This window comes from Defluviimonas aquaemixtae, assembly GCF_900302475.1.
Taxonomy (GTDB): Bacteria; Pseudomonadota; Alphaproteobacteria; order Rhodobacterales; family Rhodobacteraceae; genus Albidovulum; species Albidovulum aquaemixtae.
Genome location: NZ_OMOQ01000001.1, coordinates 2,363,340 through 2,383,344 on the forward strand (window position 1 = coordinate 2,363,340; position 20,005 = coordinate 2,383,344).

General features: G+C 62.2%; 15 protein-coding genes. 4 read left to right on the forward strand and 11 right to left on the reverse strand.

Annotated features, from left to right (window positions below; genetic code table 11):
- Window positions 1–109: 109 nt before the first annotated feature.
- Together acsA and DEA8626_RS11595 are read left to right on the forward strand one after the other, a co-directional pair.
- A complete protein-coding gene (gene acsA, locus DEA8626_RS11590; protein ID WP_108853207.1) occupies window positions 110–1,855 on the forward strand; it encodes an acetate--CoA ligase in 1,746 nt (581 codons plus the stop codon).
- Between the two features lie 94 nt (window positions 1,856–1,949).
- Window positions 1,950–2,192, forward strand: coding sequence for an acyl carrier protein (locus DEA8626_RS11595; protein ID WP_108853208.1), 243 nt, complete (start codon window positions 1,950–1,952; stop codon window positions 2,190–2,192).
- A gap of 64 nt (window positions 2,193–2,256) precedes the next feature.
- Here the strand turns inward: DEA8626_RS11595 and DEA8626_RS11600 are convergent, their stop codons facing one another.
- Complete coding sequence (locus DEA8626_RS11600; RefSeq protein ID WP_108853209.1) at window positions 2,257–2,991, reverse strand: helix-turn-helix domain-containing protein; 735 nt, start codon at window positions 2,989–2,991, stop codon at window positions 2,257–2,259.
- Between the two features lie 145 nt (window positions 2,992–3,136).
- On the opposite strand from DEA8626_RS11600, the gene DEA8626_RS11605 reads away from it, so the two are divergent.
- Window positions 3,137–3,883, forward strand: a complete 747-nt coding sequence (locus tag DEA8626_RS11605; RefSeq protein ID WP_108853210.1) for a response regulator — start codon at window positions 3,137–3,139, stop codon at window positions 3,881–3,883.
- Here the strand turns inward: DEA8626_RS11605 and DEA8626_RS11610 are convergent.
- From DEA8626_RS11610 to DEA8626_RS11620, 3 genes are all read right to left on the reverse strand, one after another.
- The gene (locus DEA8626_RS11610) at window positions 3,857–5,413 is read right to left on the reverse strand and encodes a PAS domain S-box protein (protein ID WP_108853211.1); all 1,557 of its coding nucleotides are present in this window, start codon (window positions 5,411–5,413) and stop codon (window positions 3,857–3,859) included. The genes DEA8626_RS11605 and DEA8626_RS11610 overlap by 27 nt on opposite strands.
- A 75-nt stretch (window positions 5,414–5,488) precedes the next feature.
- Complete coding sequence (locus DEA8626_RS11615; RefSeq protein ID WP_245890833.1) at window positions 5,489–6,676, reverse strand: site-2 protease family protein; 1,188 nt, start codon at window positions 6,674–6,676, stop codon at window positions 5,489–5,491.
- Window positions 6,677–6,768: 92 nt separating this feature from the next.
- Window positions 6,769–9,462, reverse strand: a complete 2,694-nt coding sequence (locus tag DEA8626_RS11620; RefSeq protein ID WP_108853213.1) for a cation-translocating P-type ATPase — start codon at window positions 9,460–9,462, stop codon at window positions 6,769–6,771.
- Window positions 9,463–9,774: 312 nt separating this feature from the next.
- Between DEA8626_RS11620 and DEA8626_RS11625 the strand changes: the two genes are divergently transcribed.
- Window positions 9,775–10,083 carry an efflux RND transporter permease subunit gene (locus DEA8626_RS11625; RefSeq protein WP_108853214.1) on the forward strand — a complete coding sequence of 103 codons (309 nt, stop codon included), beginning with the start codon at window positions 9,775–9,777 and terminating at the stop codon, window positions 10,081–10,083.
- Window positions 10,084–10,806: 723 nt separating this feature from the next.
- Here the strand turns inward: DEA8626_RS11625 and DEA8626_RS11640 are convergent.
- The 7 genes from DEA8626_RS11640 to DEA8626_RS11670 all read right to left on the reverse strand — a co-directional run bounded on the left by DEA8626_RS11640 (window position 10,807) and on the right by DEA8626_RS11670 (window position 19,943).
- On the reverse strand, window positions 10,807–11,217 hold the full coding sequence (locus DEA8626_RS11640) for a universal stress protein (protein ID WP_108853217.1): 411 nt from the start codon (window positions 11,215–11,217) through the stop codon (window positions 10,807–10,809).
- Between the two features lie 27 nt (window positions 11,218–11,244).
- Window positions 11,245–12,225 carry a zinc-dependent alcohol dehydrogenase gene (locus DEA8626_RS11645; RefSeq protein WP_108853218.1) on the reverse strand — a complete coding sequence of 327 codons (981 nt, stop codon included), beginning with the start codon at window positions 12,223–12,225 and terminating at the stop codon, window positions 11,245–11,247.
- 39 nt (window positions 12,226–12,264) lie between these two features.
- Entirely contained in the window at window positions 12,265–13,572 is a 1,308-nt protein-coding gene (gene hisD, locus DEA8626_RS11650; RefSeq protein WP_108853219.1) for a histidinol dehydrogenase, read from the reverse strand.
- A gap of 69 nt (window positions 13,573–13,641) precedes the next feature.
- A complete protein-coding gene (locus tag DEA8626_RS11655; RefSeq protein WP_108853220.1) occupies window positions 13,642–14,691 on the reverse strand; it encodes a DUF475 domain-containing protein in 1,050 nt (349 codons plus the stop codon).
- Between the two features lie 3 nt (window positions 14,692–14,694).
- Window positions 14,695–17,007 (reverse strand): TRAP transporter large permease subunit, encoded by a 2,313-nt coding sequence (locus DEA8626_RS11660; RefSeq protein ID WP_108853221.1) that lies wholly within the window; start codon window positions 17,005–17,007, stop codon window positions 14,695–14,697.
- Between the two features lie 75 nt (window positions 17,008–17,082).
- Window positions 17,083–18,177 (reverse strand): TRAP transporter substrate-binding protein, encoded by a 1,095-nt coding sequence (locus DEA8626_RS11665; RefSeq protein ID WP_108853222.1) that lies wholly within the window; start codon window positions 18,175–18,177, stop codon window positions 17,083–17,085.
- Window positions 18,178–18,341: 164 nt separating this feature from the next.
- Window positions 18,342–19,943 carry a GMC family oxidoreductase gene (locus DEA8626_RS11670; RefSeq protein ID WP_108853223.1) on the reverse strand — a complete coding sequence of 534 codons (1,602 nt, stop codon included), beginning with the start codon at window positions 19,941–19,943 and terminating at the stop codon, window positions 18,342–18,344.
- Between the last annotated feature and the right edge of the window lie 62 nt (window positions 19,944–20,005).

Below are 20,005 nucleotides of genomic sequence, written 5' to 3' on the forward strand. Positions count from 1 at the left end.
ATGCCATGCGGTTTTGATTTTGATCAACGTGCCAGCGGCGTGGGTAGGTAGCTTTTGAGGGGAACATCCATGAAGGCGGACGGCCGACCTTAAGGGGAGGAGTGAACCGATGACCGAGGAAATGCTGCGCAAGGTCAAGGGAGCGGCCGGAAGGGCCAACATGCCCGACTATGCCGCCGCCTGTGCGCAGTTTTCCTGGGACCAGGAGCGCGCAGCGCTCGCGGGCTTGCCGGGCGGCGGGCTGAACATCGCGCAAGAGGCTCTCGATGCGCAGATCGCGCGGGGGCGCGGCGACCGAATTGCGCTCCGTTGGATCGGCCGCGACGGCCAACGGCGGAACTTCAGCTACGACTCTCTTGCTAGATCCGCCAACCGCTTCGCGAACGTGCTCGGCTTGCTCGGCGTGAAGCGGGGCGAGACGGTCTATTCGCTTCTCGGGCGCGAGCCCGAGCTCTATTTCGCGGCGCTCGGCACGCTCAAGGCCGGTTCCGTCTTCTGTCCGATGTTCGCTGCGTTCGGGCCGGAACCTATCCAGGCCCGCATGGAGATCGGCTCGGCGAAAGTGCTAGTGACGTCCGCCGCTCTTTACCGGCGTAAGGTCAAACCTATTCGCGACCGGCTTCCGGACTTGGAGCACGTTCTGTTGATCGACGGCGAGGCAGAGGGATGCGCCGCGCTCGCTCCGATGATGGAGGCCGCCAGTGAAGAGTTCGCGACGACGAGGACACGGCCGGAAGACCCGTCGCTCCTGCACTTCACTTCAGGAACAACCGGTCTGCCGAAAGGTGCCAGACACGTTCACGAAGCGGTCGTCGCGCATCGCGTCACTGCCCGCCTCGCGCTCGACCTCAGGCCCGAGGACATCTACTGGTGCACCGCAGATCCCGGCTGGGTGACTGGCACTTCCTACGGCATCATCGCGCCGCTCGTCATTGGCTCGACGATGATCGTCGACGAGGCGGAGTTCGACCCGGATCGTTGGTACGGCATCCTCGCCGACGAAGGCGTCACAGTCTGGTACACCGCGCCTACCGCGATCCGCATGCTAATGCGCGCCGGTGCCGATCTCATAGGCGGGCGCAAATTTCCCAAGCTCCGGTTCATGGCGAGCGTTGGCGAGCCCCTGAACCCCGAAGCCGTGCTGTGGGGGCATGAGGTCTTCGGGATGCCCTTCCACGACAACTGGTGGCAAACCGAAACCGGCGGCATCATGATCGCCAACTACGCCGCGATGGACGTGAAGCCCGGTTCGATGGGCAAGCCACTGCCTGGGATCGAGGCGGGGATCGTCGAGGTGACGGATGCGGGCGTAAGGGAACTCACCAAGCCGCAGGCGATCGGCGAATTGGCGCTGCGCCCCGGATGGCCGTCGATGATGCGAACCTACCTGCACGAGGAGGCGCGCTACAAAAAATGCTTCCGCGACGGCTGGTACTTGTCGGGTGATCTCGCGATGCGCGACAAGGACGGCTATTACTGGTTCGTCGGCCGCGCCGATGACGTGATTAAGAGCGCCGGCCACCTGATCGGACCCTTCGAGGTCGAAAGCGCGCTGATCGAGCATGATGCCGTGGCCGAGGTCGGCGTGATCGGCATCCCCGACGAGACGGCAGGCGAGATCGTCAAAGCCTATGTGACGCTGCACAAGGGCTACGAGCCCGACGAAGAGCTGGAGCGCGTGCTTCTCGGCCACGCCCGAAAGCGGCTTGGTCCTGCAGTCGCGCCGAAAGAGATCGTGTTCCGCCAAAATCTGCCGAAGACGCGATCTGGAAAGATCATGCGGCGACTTCTCAAGGCCCGTGAGTTGGGGCTGCCCGAGGGCGATATCTCCACGCTCGAAAGCGACGAGAAATGACCGTTGCGTTCTTCAATCGTCGCGTGAGTGAAGGCGATCGTGGCGCGCCATTGCTGCGCGCCACAGTTCTCGATTTGCAGAATCCGGAGGCACCATGACATCGGAAAAGATTGAAGACCTTGTGCGCAGGGAACTCGCCCGCATCGCTCCAGATGTTGACGTCGACGATATCGACCGAAAGGGCGACTTGCGCGAGGAATGCGACATCGACTCGCTTGATTTCCTCAATCTGGTAACTGCGCTCGGCAAGGCGCTGTCGATGCCGATGCCTGAGGCGGACTACCCGAAGATGCGGAGCTTCGATGACCTGGTCGCTTATCTCCGCGAGGCCTCTTAGCTGGGTCCGGCCGGCGATGTTGCGGGCATTGGGTCCTAGGCGCCGCGGCACTTGGCGAGGCCGGTCATGACCAATCCGCGACAAGCTCCTGCGCGCCTTCTGCCAGCGCGCGAAGCCGATCGGGGTCGCGCACGATGATCGTGTTTGGATCGTCGAGCTTTATCATTTTCTCGGCGCGCAGCTGCGTGATCGACCGGCTAACGGTTTCCGGTGTCAGCCCCACGTAGTCCGCGATATCCGAGCGGTTCATCGGCAAGCGGACTAAATGGCGGTCGTCGGCAGCTTCTCCGACGCGGTCGAGAAGCAGGATGAGAAATGCAGCCACTTTCTCGCTCGCCCGCCTGCGGCCGAAGATCAGGAAGTGGTCCTGCAGGAACCGGATTTCGTCCAGCGCGGCCGTCACGAGGAGCGAATGCAGCTTCGGGTCGCTCTCTGGATGATCGAGAGGATCGCAGCGCCGGGCCGACACCTCGGCAGAAGTGATAGCGTCGCATTCGGTCGTGTGGCGGCCGGCGCAGGGCAGCCCAACGATATCTCCGGGAAATCCGAACGCGATGACTTGCCGCCGCCCGTCCCGCTGGGTCCGCGTCAGACGAAGAACGCCGGAACGCACCTTGTAAACAAATCTTGCGGGGTCGGACTCGAAGAAAATATGCTGCCCCGGTGCGAGTTGCCTGTTCAGGCGGTGCACGTGCCCATTTGGCTTTGGGTGGCTGTTTCGAAGCGCTGTTCGGGCTGAGCGAAGATCTTGTGAGACTGCTGCATACATGACGGCCCCCATTGTCGGCCCGAGCAGCATCACGCGCGTTTGTATCGGTGGTATCGGCGACTGTGTATCAATTTGTATCGGTTCCGCATCTTTGCCGCGGCATTTAATCTCCGGGCGCGGACAACTATTTTCCGTTTAGTATGAATGGCGCGGCACAAATTTCTGGGGGCAGCTTGTGACCGAGACGAATATTCTCGTGGTTGATGACGATGAAGGCGTGCGCAAAGTTCTGCGGCGCTGTCTCGAATCAGACGGCTTCCAAGTGCATGAGGCCGCAAGGGCAACGGAGGTTCAGACGACGCTGGACCGGGTTCCTGTCAGCCTCATCACGCTTGATCTGAACCTCGAGGACGAGAACGGCCTCGACATCGCTCACCAGATTCGTAAGGCCTCGGACGTGCCGATCATCATGATCACCGCTAAGGGCGATCTGATCGACCGGGTCGTCGGGCTCGAGATCGGAGCGGACGACTACATCGCCAAGCCGTTCCACATCCGCGAGGTGCTGGCCCGCGTCCGCAGTGTGCTTAGACGTTCCAAGGAAACGCCGGGGCCAGCGAAACCCGCCGCGCCAATGGCGGTGCGCGAATTCTCGTTCGCCGGCTTCCGCGCCATACCGGACAAGCTCGAGCTAGAAAACCGCGAAGGAAACACGATTGAACTCACCAGCGGGGATTTCAAGCTTCTCAAGGTGTTCATGGAACATCCCCGCCGGGTGCTGTCACGCGAGCAGATCATGGACATTCTGAACGGACCCGGCTGGTCGCCGCTCGACCGCACTATCGACAACCAGGTTGCGCGCCTGCGCAAGAAGATCGAGAGCGAGCCCGGCGATCCGAAGATCATTAAGACGGTGCGGGGCGTAGGCTACATCTTTACGCCTGACGTGACGGTCTCACCCCGTCAGGTCAGCACGGCCTGACAGCAGGATGCGCAGCCGGTTTGCAAGCTCGCTTTGCCGGTACGGCTTGTTCAGAAGCTGAAAACTCGTCGTGAAGCCGTTCTGCGGATGGATGAGGTCGCCTGAAAAGCCCGACGTAAGAAGTATCGCGATTTCCGGGTGCTCTGTCCGCACCCGTCGCGCCAGGTCGATGCCGTTCATTTCGCCGGGCATCACGATATCCGCAAAGAGCGCGGCGGTTTCCGGATGGCGGACGAGCACCGCCAACGCCTCGTCAGCATTCGCTGCCTCGACCACGCGGTAGCCCATCGCCTCGAGCCGCGCGACGGACAGCCGCCGAATCGCGGCATCATCCTCTACGACAAGGATGGTCTCGCCCGATCCCGGTTCGACAGCGACATCGCCTTGTGCGCCTTCCGGCGAACCGGACCCCTTCGAAGATCCGCCTACGGCGGGAAAATATAGGCTGGCCGTCGTGCCAAGGCCCGCCTCGCTGTAGAGCGTCGCATGGCCGCCGGACTGGCGCGCGAATCCGTAAACCATGGACAGGCCCAGGCCGGTTCCCTTGGCTGCGGCTTTCGTCGTAAAGAAGGGCTCGAACGCCCGCCTGACGACGTCGGCGGTCATGCCGGAACCGTTGTCCGTCACCGAGATGCGGACGTAGTTGCCCCGCGCCAGATCGATCTCGTGCGCCACGAAGTTATCGTCGATCATGACATTGCTGGTTCGGATGACGATATTGCCGCCTTCCAGCATCGCGTCCTGGGCGTTGATCGCAAGATTGATCAGTGCGGTTTGCAATTGCGCGTCGTCGGCTTCGACGATCCATATATCCTCTGCCAGGGACGTGCTGACGCGGATATTTGGGCCAAGCGTGCGGCCGAGGATGCTGAGCGTCGAGCGCACCGCTTCGTTCACGTCCAGTCGCTCCGGCTTAAGGTGGCTGCGTCGGCCGAGGGCGAGGAGCTTTCCGATGAGCGAAGACCCGAGCTCCGCGGCACCGAGGGCCTCGTGAATCAGCGACCTGTCGCGCTCCTCCTCAAGCGATGCTTCGAGCAACTCTAGATTGCCGACGATTACCGTGAGAAGGTTGTTGAAATCGTGGGCGACACCGCCGGTGAGCTGGCCAAGCGCCTCCATCCGCTGGGCGACCACCAGCGCTTCCTCCATCGCCTTTCTGCGTGTTAGATCGTGCATGATGCCGACGAACATAGGTTCGCCATCGATCGTGCTTCGCCCCACCGACAGGTGAAGCGGAAAGATGCTGCCGTCCTTGCGAAGCCCCTCCAGGTCTCGCCCCTTGCCGATGATCCGCGTCTCGCCCGTCTTGATATGGTGCCTGACCGCATCGCTGTGACGGATCGCATAGGTGTCGGGCATGAGCATATCGAGCTTCGCACCCGCCATCTCGTCCCGCTCGTAGCCGAAGAGCGCGCAGGCGGCCTGGTTGACGCGGATCATCCGGCCCTCTGCATCCGCGATGATGACGGCATCGACGGCCGCATCGAGAAGCGTGGCGAGCAGTTTTGTGCTCGGATCCGTCTGAGGCATATGAATTCGTTGCTGAAACAGGCCCGGGGCCACTGTTGCGCAGCGGCGCCCCAGCGTCAATCATGCGTCGCCTTCTCAGGCGGCCGGGCGCCTGATCGGCCCAGCGCCTCCGGAACTTCGGACCGGCCTGAGTTCCTGCAATACGCTCAGGTAGGCGAGAAGGTCGGCGAGCGTGATGACGCCCAGCAGACGACTGTTCTCCGCCACCAGGAACTTGCGTCGTTCCTGCATGGACATTCTGCGCATCAGCGTCTCTGTCGGCAGGGCGGGCGACACCGTGTTTCCCTCGCTCGCGGCGATGTAGATGTCCGAGACATGCGTGCTCTCCCAGTTCTCCCGGTCGATCTTCTGAAGCAGCGCCGCATCGATGTAACCGAGCAGGTGATCACCCTCGGCGACGGGGACGAAACTCACCGCATGGCGCAGCATGATCGTATCCACGACATGGGCAAGCGTGTCGTCGGGGCCTGCGACATGGACACGGTCGGTCATCAGCGCCCGAACCGTCTTGCCGGACAAGGAGGACTTGATCAGGACCTGCTGATAGGTGCCATGCGCCGCAGAGAGCAGAAACAGTCCGATCAGCACCTGCCAAATGCCGCCGATGGTCGCCCCCGAGAAGAGCGAGACAAATCCGAACGCGATCAGGGCGTAGGCGAAAAGCGCAGATGTGGCGCTGGCTCGGCGGGTCGCCTGGATCAGGTCGCCGGACGCGCGCCAGAGCGCAGCCCGCAGCACCCTGCCGCCGTCGAGCGGGAAGGCCGGCATCAGATTGAGGACCGCCAGTACGAAGTTGACCAGCGCGAGATACCGCAAGACCGCCTGAAACGCGGCGGAAAGCTCGGCACCCTGCATCGCCTGAAGCCCGAGCCACGCCGCCCCTGCGATCGCGAAGCTCATGATCGGTCCCGCGATCGCGATCCAGAATTCCGATTGCGGACTCGACGGCTCCTCGTCGAGCTCTGCTACCCCTCCGAAGATGAACAGCGTGATGCCTCCCACTCCGAGCCCGAACCGGCGCGCGACGAGCGAGTGGGCGAGCTCGTGCAGGATCAGACCGGCAAAGAGCGCCAGCATCGAAACGATACCCAGCGCGAGATAATCGCCTCGACCAAGGTCCGGAACCTGTTGAGGAAAGTAGCCCGACGACAGAGTCCAGACGACCAAAGCGGCAATCAGAAGCCAACTCGGATCCACTTTGATCTGAAATCCGAGGATATCGACCAATCGCACCGCTCTTGAGAACATCGGAGCGTCTCGCATCTGCTTCGCCTGAGCGAATATTATTCCGGTCGGCGGTGGCCGAATTGACGCGGATCAAATGGCCGGGCCCGCGTCGGCTGCACCCGCCGCAATTACGCTTTGTCAGCCGTGCGCTGTGCCCTTTCGCCCACCTTACGCCGTGGATACACGCGGAGAAGCATCAGAATCTGTCCGGCGATGAGCGGGCCGAAGCTTGCGGCGACCGCGAGCGTCAACCCGGAGCCCCCAGGATGGGGTAGGTCGAGAAGCTCCGCCAGACTCGGCACCCAAAGCGCGCCCCCGATGAGCCCTACGCAGAGGGCTAGCGCCGCCCAGACATAAACGTTGCTCGTAACGTCGTTGACAAAGACGCCGCCCTGCGTCGAACGGACGTTGAAAACGTTCCAAAGCTGTGCGAGCGCCAAGGTCACGAAGGCTACGGTGACGGCTTTGCCGGCGGGGAGTTGCAGCCAGAACAAGGCCAATCCGAAAGCCGCCAAAGTAGCGACCGTGATGATGCCGCCCAACAGCCCGATTGACAGCCATTCGGGCTGCCCGACAATCGGCTCCTTCGGCGCTCGAGGGGGCCGCTTCATGATGCCGTCATCGCCACGGCCAAGACCAAGCGCGAAGGCCGGAAACACGTCTGTAACAAGGTTGAGAAACAGGATTTGCAACGGCAGCAGCGGCGGAGGCAACCCGCCCGAGACGGCAATTCCGACGACCAGAACCTCGCTGACGTTGCAGGACATGAGGTAAACGACGAACTTACGGATGCTGTCGAAGATGACGCGCCCTTGACGCATCGCCGCGATGATCGTCGCGAAAGCGTCGTCCCGCAGAACCATTTCGGCGGCTTCCTGAGCGACTTGCGTGCCACGCTGGCCCATGGCGATACCGATATCGGCTTTCTTAAGCGCCGGCGCGTCGTTCACGCCGTCCCCCGTCATCGCGACGACGTGGCCCGAGTCTTGAAAGAGCCGAACCAGGATCAGCTTGGTCTCCGGCGCGACTCGCGCGAAGACGTCTGCGGACAGAATGCGCTCGCGAAGCGAGTCGTCCTCGGTCTCATGCGAAAGACCGCGCAACTCTCTGCCTTCGATCACCCTGAGCGCGCCTCGCCCCAATCCCGCGTCGCGTGCAATCGCGGCTGCGGTTGCAGAGTGATCGCCCGTCAGCATGACGATATGCACGCCCGCATCGAGGCTCGCGCGGACCGCCGCCGGCACATCTTCGCGAAGCGGATCGAGAAGGCAGACGAGCGCCACAAGCGTGAGCCCCGAATAAGGGGCGTCATTCGGAGTTCCCGTCTGCTTCATCGCCAGCGCAATTAGCCTCAATCCGTCGTTCGCAGCCTCGGATTGCCGCCTCAACCATTCCTTGCGCTGCACGGGGTCGAGCGCGTGCGGTCCATCGGCGTGAAGCGCCGTCTCGCATACCTCGATTACAGATTCCGGGGCTCCCTTGACCGCGTACAGATATTGCTCGCCGTCTTCATGTACGGTCGCCATCATCTTCAGGGCGGGGTCGAATGCATGGTCCGCGACCCGGGGGTAGCATTCCTGCAGGGACCGCCACGGCTGACCCGTGGCGTCGGCGACAGAAAGCAGAGCTATCTCCATCGGATCGCCCCTTCGCTCTTTCTCCGCTCCGTCGCCCGGATCGGCGCTGTTGCAAAGCGCTCCGATCCGCACCGCTGCAATTAAGCAGTCGTCCTCCGCAACCGACATCGCCCCGGGCTCGATGGGCACGCTGCCGCCGGCCAGCAGATAGCGAGCGACGGCCATGTCGTTTTCGGTCAACGTCCCTGTCTTGTCGGTGAGGATGAGGGTCGTCGCCCCCAGCGTCTCAACAGACGACAGGCGGGTAATGATGGCGTTTCGCGCCGCCATACGCCACATCCCGCGCGCCAAGCACAAAGTCGCTACGACCGGCAGACCTTCCGGGACTGCTGCGACCGCCAGCGCGATGCCGGTCTGAATCATCGCGCCGACCGTATGTCCGCGAACCACGCCTGCCAGGATCGTCAGCGCGGCAAGCCCCAGCGTCAGCCAGACCAACCGGTAGCCCAACCGGTCGAGTCGCTTTTCCAAAGGCGACATCTCGCCCTCGGCGCTTTGCGCCATTTCACTGATCCGGCCAACCTCCGTCGCCATTCCGGTGGCCACCGCGATTCCCGCGCCCGCCCCCTGCGTGATGGCGGTCCCGCGGAAGACCATGTTCGAACGGTCTCCGATCTCCGCTTCTGCGGCTTTTGTCTCAGTCGATTTCTCGACCGGCGTGGATTCGCCGGTCAGCACGGATTCATCGGCCAACATCCTCGAGGCCTCCACGAGTCTCAGGTCGGCGGTTACAATGTCCCCGGCGTCCAGGACCACGATGTCTCCGGGTACGACGTCGCGGGCGTTGATCCGTCGGATCTTGCCGTCCCGCCGCACCACCGTGCGGACCTCAGCGATCCGCAGGAGGGACTCCATCGAGCGGGCGGCTCGCAGCTCGGTGAAAAAGCCGATCCCTCCGTTAAGGATGAGAACGACGACAATGGCCGCGCTTTCCGGCAAGTCGCCCAACAGGAAGGCCAGCGTCGCCGCCGCGGCCAGCAGCCATACGATGATGCTTTTGAACTGGTGCAGCAGAATCGTGAGCGGGCTTTTGGCCTTGCGCATGCGCAGGCTGTTCGGCCCATGAAGCTTCCGCCTTCGAAGCACTTCTTGGGACGAAAGGCCTTCGGACGGCAGGCAGCCTAGCGCAGCGGCCACGTCCTCCGACGACAATGCGAAAGGCCTTTCGATCGCCAACTCTGGCATTATTTTTTCCCTGGTACAGCATGCCTGATGGTCGGTACTCGCGTAGGCTGACGCAGTTGCGCCCCGGTCTGGCGGCCACGTCGGCACCCACCCCGCCGTTCTGCTTCGTCTCCTCGGGTCTACGCCACGCGCACATTAGCCCCACGCGCTTCAACGCCACATTGATGCGAGTCAAAGAAGCGGGGTAGACCGGTCCGGGGACGTTCTCCCGAACCTTATAGAAGTCAACATCCGGCGGCAGCGCGGCGACAGAGCTGACAATCCAGTTGCAGGTTGAAACGCTTTAGCCCGCTGGCATTCTAAACCAAGCACATGACGGTCAAGCTTCTGCCCTTCGACAACAAGTCCGAACTATCGGTTACCCTCGATTTGCCGGAGGGCTCCTCTGTCGAGGCGGCGGACGCGGTGGCCCAGAAGGTGGCGAAGGCCGTCCTCGCCCTCCCCGAGGGCAGCGCGACCGTCGAGGGAGACATTCGCCGCGCGCTCGACACCTGGCATCAACGGAATTCACGCAGTGCGAGGCGAAGCGGGCATTCGCACACCTTTACCGAATGGCTGCCTGATGTCACGCCGAGGATGAAACACATCGGTCAGGTCACAACAGCGTCAAGGTGCGAATAAGCTGTTTTTCGATAAGGCCATCGCATCGTCGCTGAAGATTTGTCGGCGCGTTATAGATGCGGGCCCGCGAAAGGCCAGGGATTGAACACCTAGTTTCGCAAGGAAACTGACGCCGGTGATCACAACACGCCGGGACACCGGCGACACAAACCTGCGCACAACCGTCTCCCACCTCAAGGCCCGTGGGATGCTCACGAAGCGCGGCGGACACTGGATTGTTTCCGCTGTCCGGAACCTGCTCAGCAGGATCGACCGTATCGCACCGCAGCCCCGGTCGTGCGCTAGGCTTCATGCGCGGACGGCCGAGAAGTTGGTGTCGCTGCCGGAGGGATCGACCACCCTAATCGTGAACCGCCTTCATGCACCGGTCGCGGATCACCGCCGGATCGATGATGACTAACGGATGTTTGGCGATGCCCTTTCGCATTTGCAGACGATCACGGTCATCTTGCCCCATCCAGCGCATATCGCAGCACGCGCCCGGTGTCCTCGGCTTTTCACTCGACTACGCTGTCGCGCCGCAGGCCTCGGCCACCTTGGCCCGCGAGGTCTTGCGACCGGTACAGGTTGGCTCTTCGCCGGTCGACCTCGTCGATGACGCCTGCCAACTGCCTGTACGGCAATGTGGTCACGAACAAGATGCCGTTGGCGACAAGGTCGTCGGTAGTCCTGATGTTGAGTCCATTGGCCTGGGGGCTTTCAAAGAGGCAATCGGCGCTACCGTTACGAGGTTCTGTGAACATGAACCGCGCAGGGGGCGTGCCGTACGACCCGCGCCGCAGTCGAGCCGATGAGGTAGTCGGTCAGACCCGGCTTGTGCGAGCCCATCACGATACAATCGATGCCATTTTTCTCGGCATATTCAACGATCGTGGTGTGGATGTGGCCGCGCACCAGTTTGGCGGTTGCATCGTTGACGCCAACCATTTTTGCCTTCATCAGATCACGCGCCCGGTCGTGGATTTCCTCTTGCAGCGCCTCCCACAGCTCGGCATTGGACGAACCGGGGGGTTCCTCAAGCACGTGAAGCGCGATGATCTCGCCGCCAGGAGCGCGCAGGGCTCGTGCAATGGCCAAAGTCTGCGGCGATACGCCGTGGTCGAGCGCCATGGCGACGAGAATCTTATGGTACATGCGGGTCTCCAACGAGGTTCTTCACGGTCAGTTCCATGGGGTCAGCACGATCTTCGGCGCGGCGACCTTATGGGCTAGAAGGTCCGCAAAGGCATCGGCCCCCTCCTCCAGCGCACGGGTTTCGGTCCAGTCGAGCGGTCCAAGGCGGCCGTCGAAGATCGCCTGCGCCGTATCGCGGAAATCCTGTGCGCTGTATGCGTAGGTTCCGACGAAGGTGATCTCCTGCAGGGTCATTCTTCGGACATCAAGACCACCCTCGTTGTCGCCAAGTCCCACATGCATTAACACGCCGCCAGGTGCCACATGCGCTGAGGCAGCGGACCGGGTGGTCGCGTAGCCCACTGCATCGACCAACAGCGGCCAGTGACCCGTGGGCGCATTCGTGACGTGCTGCCCGCAACGGTCCTGCAGATAGGCGCGCCGCGACGCGGCAGGCTCGGAAATCGTGATCTGCGGACAGCCCATCGCCTCCAGGCTCAGGGACGTTGCCAGACCGATTGCCCCGCCACCGAGGATCAGCGCACGGCGCTCCATGCCTGGATGCAGCGTTGCCAGTGCCAGTCTTGCGGCATGCCAGCCCACCGCCAGAGGTTCGGCCAGAGCGGCCATGCGCAGCGGCACGCCCTCCGGAACGCCGACGAGATTGCGCTCGGGAATGGTCACGAACTGCGCGAATGCGCCTTCGCGCGGGGGCATCGAGATGATCTGTCGGTCCGGGCACAGATTCTCACGCCCCGCCGTACAGGCCGCGCACGTGCCGCAGGTCACCAACGGGTTGACCGTCACACAGTCGCCATCTCGAGGGCCGCCGACAATCACGCCCGCCGCCTCGTGGCCCAGGATCAGCGGTGCGGGCCGGCGTTCGTCATGACCCAGATAGGCATGCATGTCGGACCCGCAAATGCCCACCGCCTCGACGCGGATCAGGTGATCGCCCAGGCTTGGACTGGGATTTGGCACGTCGCGCAGGACCATTGACCGGGCGCCTTCATAGACCAGCGCCTTCATGTCGCGACCCGCTGCGTTCGGGCGGTATGGTTTCCGAATCTACCCATCGGCCTTCAGGTCGAACTTCTCGCCCGGGAAGAACTTGGCAAGCCGGGCGTCCGCTGCCCTTGCGTGACCCTCCATCCCTTCGAGCCGCGATATCCGCGCCGTTGCTTCGGCGATGGGGCGCGAGCCTTCGCGCGATGCCCGCTGCCAGGTCACTATCTTCATGAACTTGTGCACGCTTAGACCTCCAGTGTAGCGCGCCGCGCCCGAGGTCGGCAGCACATGATTAGTACCGGTTGCCTTGTCGCCATAGGACACCGTCGTTTCTTCGCCGAGAAACAGTGAACCGTAGCAGGTCAGCCGATCCAGCCACCAATCGAGGTTATTGGCTTGCACCGTCAGATGTTCGGGCGCGTATTCGTCAGAACAGGCGGCCATATCCTCGCGGTCGACACAAAGGATAACCTCGGCATAGTCCCGCCACGCCGCGGCGGCATTGTCGCGGTTCACCTTGGGGAGATCGTCGATCAGCGCCGGCACGCGCGCCAGGACATCTTCGGCCAGCGGACGGTGGTCGGTCACCAGCCAGACCGGCGAGTTGTAGCCGTGCTCGGCCTGGCTCACCAAGTCTGTAGCAACCAGGTGCGGGTCGGCGGTTTTGTCGGCGAGGATCAGGCTGTCGGTCGGCCCCGCGATCATGTCGATGCCGACGCGGCCGAAAAGGATGCGCTTGGCCTCGGCCACGAACTGGTTGCCGGGACCTACCAGGATGTTCGCCTTGGGCAAGCCGAACAGACCGAAGGCCATTGCAGCGACCCCCTGCACACCGCCCATCGCCATGATCTTGTCAGCTCCGCAGATATGAGCGGCGTAGACGATGGCCGGCGCGATGCCTACATCGGGCCGGGGCGGCGAGCAGGCGGTGATATGGCGCACGCCCGCGACCTTGGCCGTCGTGACCGTCATGATGGCGCTGGCAATGTGGCTGTAGCGCCCGCCCGGGACGTAGCAGCCTGCGGCATTCACGGGAATTGCCCTTTGGCCCGCGATCACGCCGGGCACGATTTCCAGGGTCTTGTCGGATACGGTGCCTTTTTGCGTACTCGCGAAGCGACGCACATTGTCATGCGAAAAGCGGATATCGTCTTTCAGCTTTTCCGGTACGTGGCTGGAGGCGGCCTCGATCTCGTCCGGCGTCAGAATGATGTTGCGATCATACCGGTCAAACTCCAGAGCAAATTCCCGCGCTCTGTCATCGCCACCGGCTTCAATGTCCGCGAGGATGTTCTTCACCGTCGCATGGACCTCCGCTGCGTCGGATTTCGACGTCAGCGCGGCCTTTTTCAGGTACCTGCGGCTCATGCCGCCTTCCCCGATGTCAGGTATCGGGACAGGGCGGATAGGCAGACTAAGACGGCAGTCCTTGGCATCTCAAATCTTCTCTCGTTTGTTGTGGCGAATGGACGAAATCAGGGCAAAGCCGATCAGCGCGACGCCGATCAGGCCAGTAAGCGTTTCGGGAATATGCATCAGCGACTGCATGAACATGATAACCGCCAGCGCGAAAATCGAATAAAAGGCACCATGTTCGAGATAGCGGAACTGATGCAGCGTGCCCTTCTCGACCAGCATGATCGTCATCGAGCGCACATACATCGCCCCGACGCCAAGTCCGATGGCGATCAAGAGGATGTTCGTGGTCAGCGCGAAGGCCCCTATCACCCCGTCGAACGAAAAGCTTGCATCCAGTACCTCTAGGTACAAGAACGCCCCCAACCCGCCGCGCGCGCCGATCTGGCTTGCCGCGCTGGCCGAGTGGTCGAGATAGGTGCCCAGTCCGTCGACCATGGTGAACGCCAGCAGCCCCATCACCGCCGATAACAAGAACGACGAGCGCTGATGTTCGGCCAGCGATTGCGAGACTATCACCACAATCACCAGCACGAAGGCGATCTCGAATCCGCGTACTGAGCCGCATTTGCGCAGCCGGCGTTCAAGGCCCTCGATCCAGTCGATGGACTTGTCCTCGTCAACGAAGAACTTCAGCGCGACCATCATCAGAAAGGTACCGCCGAAAGCTGCGATCGGCCCATGGGCATGGCCGATGATTCGCGAGTACTCGTCGGGCTCGGCCAGCGCCAGGAGCATCGCCTCGAATGGATTAACCCAGGCGAAGATGGCCACGATGGCCAGCGGAAAGACGATCCGCATCCCGAAGACGGCGATCAGGATGCCCCAGGTCAGGAATCGCTGACGCCAGACCGGCGTCATCTCGTCCAGCTTGTTGGCGTTGACTATGGCGTTGTCGAAAGAAAGCGATATCTCCAGCGCGGCAAGCACCGAACCGACCAGTAGAAAGCTCAGGACACCGTTTAGCGTCTGCTCGGTCGCCCAGCCCAGCCAGGCGGACAGCACAAGACCGATGGCAGTCACGACTAGCGGCCATTTCAGATAGCCGATGGCACTACGGGGCTGAGCCATGCGCTACAATCCACCGACGAGGTTCGGCAGCCAAAGCGCGATCTGCGGGAACATGAAAATCAGGATCAACCCGATGACCTGAATGACCATGAACTGCATCATCCCGAGATAGATGTCCTTGAGGTCCCATTCGGGCACGACACCCTTCAGGAAGTAGGCCGATAGCGCCACGGGCGGACTGAGCCATGCGGTTTGCAGGTTCACCGCCACGAGGATGGCGAACCAGATCAGCATGTCTTGCTGGTTCTCGAAACCCAGGTCCAGCGACGTCACCGTTGGAATGAGGATCGGTACGATAATCAGGACGATAGGCACCCATTCCAGCGGCCAACCCAAGAGGAAGATCAGCGCCATGATCAGCATCAGCACAAGCACCGGCGACATATCGAGGCTAAGAAGCAGCTCGGTCAGCATCTTCGGCGTCCCCAGGTTCGAAAACACGGCGCCAAAGAAATTCGAAGCCGCGACCAGGAACATGATCAGCACCGTGATCTCAAGGCTCTTGATCAACGCGTCGTAAAGACCGGGGAAGGTGAACTTGCGGTAGAGGAGCGACAAAAGCACCGCGCCGAACGCGCCGCAGGCGGACGCCTCGGCAGGTGTCGCCCAGCCCGCCAGGATCGAGCCGAGCGCGAAGGCGATCAGCACCGTCGGCGGCACCAGGCCCATGAAGAACTCGTACCACAGCGGGGCGAAGTAGAATCCGCCCGGTCGGGTACGGTTGAGCCAGTTGTAGACGCCGTACATCACCCCGATCCAGGCCAGCGGCACGACAAGCGCGCCCAGCAGGAAACCGTAGCCGACGGTGATCCCACGCGTGATCAGCCAGATCAGGAAGACCAGCGATGCCATGACCAGCACCACCTCGAGAAGGTAGAACCGCGAGGTTTCGGGCTGGTCCTCTGGTGCTAGGATCGGCCCCATGTCGGGATCTAGCCAGCAACGCCCAAGGGCATAAAGCAGGTAGAGCCCGGCCAGCATCACGCCGGGGATGATCGCGGCGCGGAAAAGATCGGTGACTGGCACTTCCAGCACCGGACCCATCACGATCAGCATGATCGACGGCGGGATCAGTATGCCCAGCGTGCCGCCCGCGGTGATCGTGCCCGCGGCCAGCCGCACGTTATAGCCGGACTTGTTCATCGTGCGCGCGGCCATGATACCCAAGATCGTCACTGATGCGCCGACGATGCCAGTGGCGGCGGCGAAAATCGTCGAGACGAACAGCACCGCGATGAACAGCGCTCCGCGCGTCCGGCTCATCATCATCTGGACCGCCTGGAACAGCCGCTCCATCAGTCCGGCTTGCTCCATCACGATACCCATGAAGATGAACAGTGGCACCGCGACTAGCTGATCCGAAAGCATCACCGAATTGGTCTGCAGTGTCATCAGAAAGGTCGCCAGCTTGAAATTGGCACCCCATGTACCGAACACAAAACCAAGGAAGATCAGCGTGAACGAGATCGGGAAGCCAACAAAGATGGCGAACAGCATGACTGCCAGCATGATCAGCCCGATTGTGGGCTTGGAAAAGCTCAGACCTTCGCCGAAGATGCCGTCCCAGATGTCGCCCAGCGGTATGACGTTGGGGAAGAATACTCCGACGGTGATGACCGCCAGAACCACGGCATAGACCGGCAGGATGCGTCTGAACTTGCGCGCGCGATCCTCGCCCATCTGGTGCAGCGCGCGAAACAGCTCCGGAAAGCCCTGCAGCAGCAACAGGAAGGCGCCGACCGGCATCGCCAGACGCGCAGGCCAAAGCAGCGGCGCCCAGGTGGAATCCGACGCCTGCTCGCCCGACAGGAAAGCCTTGAGCCAGTATTCCGACGACACCCAGGCAAAGAACAGCATCGCCGGGATGTAGAAGACGAGGTACAGCGTCGCGTCGACGGTCGCCTGTGTCTTGTGCGACCAGCCGCGATAAAGGAAATCGGCGCGGATATGGACGCCGCGCATCAGCGCATAGCCTGCCGCCGCCATGAACAGTACGCCACCCAACATGCGGCTGACGTCGTAGACCCAAAGCGTCGGGCCGAAGCGCCAGGCGATGGCCACATCGTTCATGCCGTTCTGGGTGAGGATCGCGAACATGTTGCGCGAAAAAACCTCGAAGACGATAACCAGGATCAGGGGGACCATCAGCAGGCATATGATCCGACCCGCCCAGAGGTTCAGGCGGTCGACGAAATACACGATCGGACGCATCCATGGCGTCATGTCGTCCGGCGTCTCGCCCGGCTCGCCCGCACGCCGCTCGGCAATCAGCTCGTCGGTGATATCCAGCTCTTCCGCGACGACCTCGTCGGTCATGCCACCCGTCCCCGTAGTTTTGTTTGCTTGGTGTAGAGGCCCCGGCGGCACGGCCGAGACCTCCAGGTTCGTGGCTTACTTCAGGCTGTCGGCATGAGCCTTGCCCAGCGCGGCGTTCGATGCTTGTGCACCGGCCCAGAACGGCACGGCGATATCGGCAAAGTCCTTCTGGCTCTGCCAGACCTTGGCGAAAAACTCGTTGTCCGCCGCGTTGGTCTCCAGCGCTGTTTTGGCCGCTGCCATGTAGGCCGGGAAGTAGTCAGCCGGCGTGTCATGGAGAATCACGCCGTGGTTTTCGGTCAGGTCCTTCAGCGCCTTGCCGTTTTCGTAGATACGATAGGACATGGCCTTGGACAGCGACGCGTTGGCCGCAACCTCGATCGCCTTCTGCTGCAAGGGGGTCAGCGAGTCGTAGACGTCTTTGTTGATATAGAGGTCCGCATTCACCACGACCTGGTGCAGGCCCTGCAGGTAATAGTGCTTCAGCACCTTCTGAAAGCCGAAGACCGAGTCGGGCTTCGGGCAGCACCACTCGGCGGCGTCGATGGTGCCCTTTTCAAGTGCTGGCAGGATATCGCCGCCGCCCATCGCGACCGAGGCCACGCCGATATCCTTGTAGGTCTGGCCCGGGATGCCCGGAGGTGTGCGGAAGCGGTATTTTCGGAAGTCATCCATCGATGCGATCGGTTCCTTGAACCAGCCAAGCGCCTCGGGGCCGACCGGCTGCAACATGAATCCTTTGACGTTCATGCCCATCTCGTCCCAAAGCTGATCGTAAAGCTCCTTGCCGCCGCCGTATTGGAACCACGACAGGAACGCGATGTTGTCGATGCCGACGCCGGCGCCGGCAACGGGCGAACCAAACAGCATCGCGGCGGGGTGCTTGCCCGACCAGTAGTGCGTCCAAGCAAAGCCGCCTTCGATCAGGCCGCTGTCGACCGCGTCGAGCGTTTCCTGAACGCCGACGACGGCACCCGCCGGCAGAATTTCGAACTTGACCTCGCCATCAGTCAGTTCGGCGACGTCGTTGGCGAATTCCTGCAGCATGTGGACTTCGTCCGCTTGCGCCGGGATCACCGACTGCACACGGATCACGGTCTCGGCCAACGCCGCCGAAGCCATCAGCGCCAGAGCCGCAGTCCCCATCGCTACGGTTTTGAGATTGAACATGTATCTCCTCCCTTAAGTCATTGCCCTCTGTTTCATTTTGCCCGCCGAAGGACGAAGGCGCTGCCCCCGGCGAATTCGCCTCAGTCTGTTGGTAAGGAGTCCCTCGTTCCGCACCGTTGACTGTGTTGCCAGTCTTTTCTCTCATCCGCGCACATCCTGCTCCCTCATTCGCGCGCGTCCTCCCTTATGAGATCGCTGGCTTTTTCCCCGATCATGATTGCCGGGGCATTTGTGTTGCCGCTGACGATCCGGGGCATGATCGAGGCATCGGCGACACGCAGCCGCTCGATGCCCCGAACCCGCAAGCGCGGATCGACCACGGAAGTCGGGTCGGTGCCCATTTTGCAGGTGCCCGTTGGGTGATAGATCGTCACCGCCGTCCGCCGCGCCCAGTCAAGCGTCGCTTCTTCGTCGTCGAAAGCGATGTCGACGCCTGGCGCGTATTCTTCCGTAATATGTGATTTCAGTGGCTCGTGTTGCGCGATCTTCCGTGCCAGCTGGATGCCCCTGACGATGGTGCGGCAGTCGGTGTCGGTCGCTAGATAGTTCGGGTGAATCGCCGGATGCGCGGCCGGATCGGCGGAGGTCAGCGTCAGATGCCCGGTGCTTTCGGGGCGAAGCTGGAGCACCGACGCAGTAAAGGCTGAAAAGGGATGTACGCCCTCGCCCGGGCTGTCGGCGCTGAAGGGTTGGATGTGGAACTGGATATCCGGCGTCTCAAGATGTGGCTCGGTCTTGAGGAAGGCCGTCCCGAGGCTTGCCGCCATGGTCATCGGCCCGCGCTGGGTCAGCGCGTATTGAATTGCGATCAGCGCCTGTTTGAAGATGTTGTCGGTCTCGACATTGATCGTGCTGAGATCAGTCTTGTAGACGGGCCGCGCCTGCAGATGATCCTGCAGGTTTTTTCCTACACCCGGCAACTCGGCCCTTAGCTCGATCCCGTGCGGACGGATATCGTAGGGGTCACCCACGCCCGAAAGCATCAGGATCTGCGGCGACCCGATGGCACCGGCGCACAGAATGACCTCGGCCCTGGCGCGGATATCGGTGGTCTCGCCCTTGATCGTTGCCTGCACGCCGACAGCGCGGCGATCCTCGATCAGCACCTTCTCGGTCTGCGCATCGGTCAGGATTTCCAGGTTCGCGCGACGCTTCGCTGGCTTCAGATAGGCCACCGCCGACGAACAGCGCCGCCCGCCATTCATCGTTAGCTGGAAATAGCCCACACCCTCTTGATCGTAGTCGTTGTAATCCTCGGTACGCCGATAACCCGCTGCTTCAGCGGCATCGACCCAGCGGTCAACGATCTCGCGCTTCAGGCGCGAGGTCTGCACCGATAGCGGCCCGTCCGTTCCGCGCAGCTCGGTCCCGTTCGGCCCCTTCCAGGTTTCCGACCGTTTGAAATAAGGCAGAACGCCGTCCCACGACCAGCCGGTACAGCCCATCTGCGCCCAGCCGTCGTAATCCTGCGGCTGCCCGCGCACGTACAATAGCCCGTTGATGGAGCTTGATCCGCCGAGTACCCGCCCACGCGGCCACGCAATCGAGCGCCCGGCAATCCCGTCGTCGGGCTCGGTGCGATAGCGCCAGTCCGACCTGGGGTTCCCCATCATCCGGAAATAGCCGACCGGAATGTGGATCCACGGGTTCATGTCCGGCGGTCCGGCCTCGAGCAACGCTACGGTGTACCGGCCGTCCTCGGACAGCCGGCTGGCAAGCGCGCATCCGGCGGACCCGGCGCCAATTATGACAAAATCAAACTCCATATCCCCCAAAAAAGCAAAAATTGAGACTTTTTATCTCGATTTCGGCTCTTTTTGCACGCTAC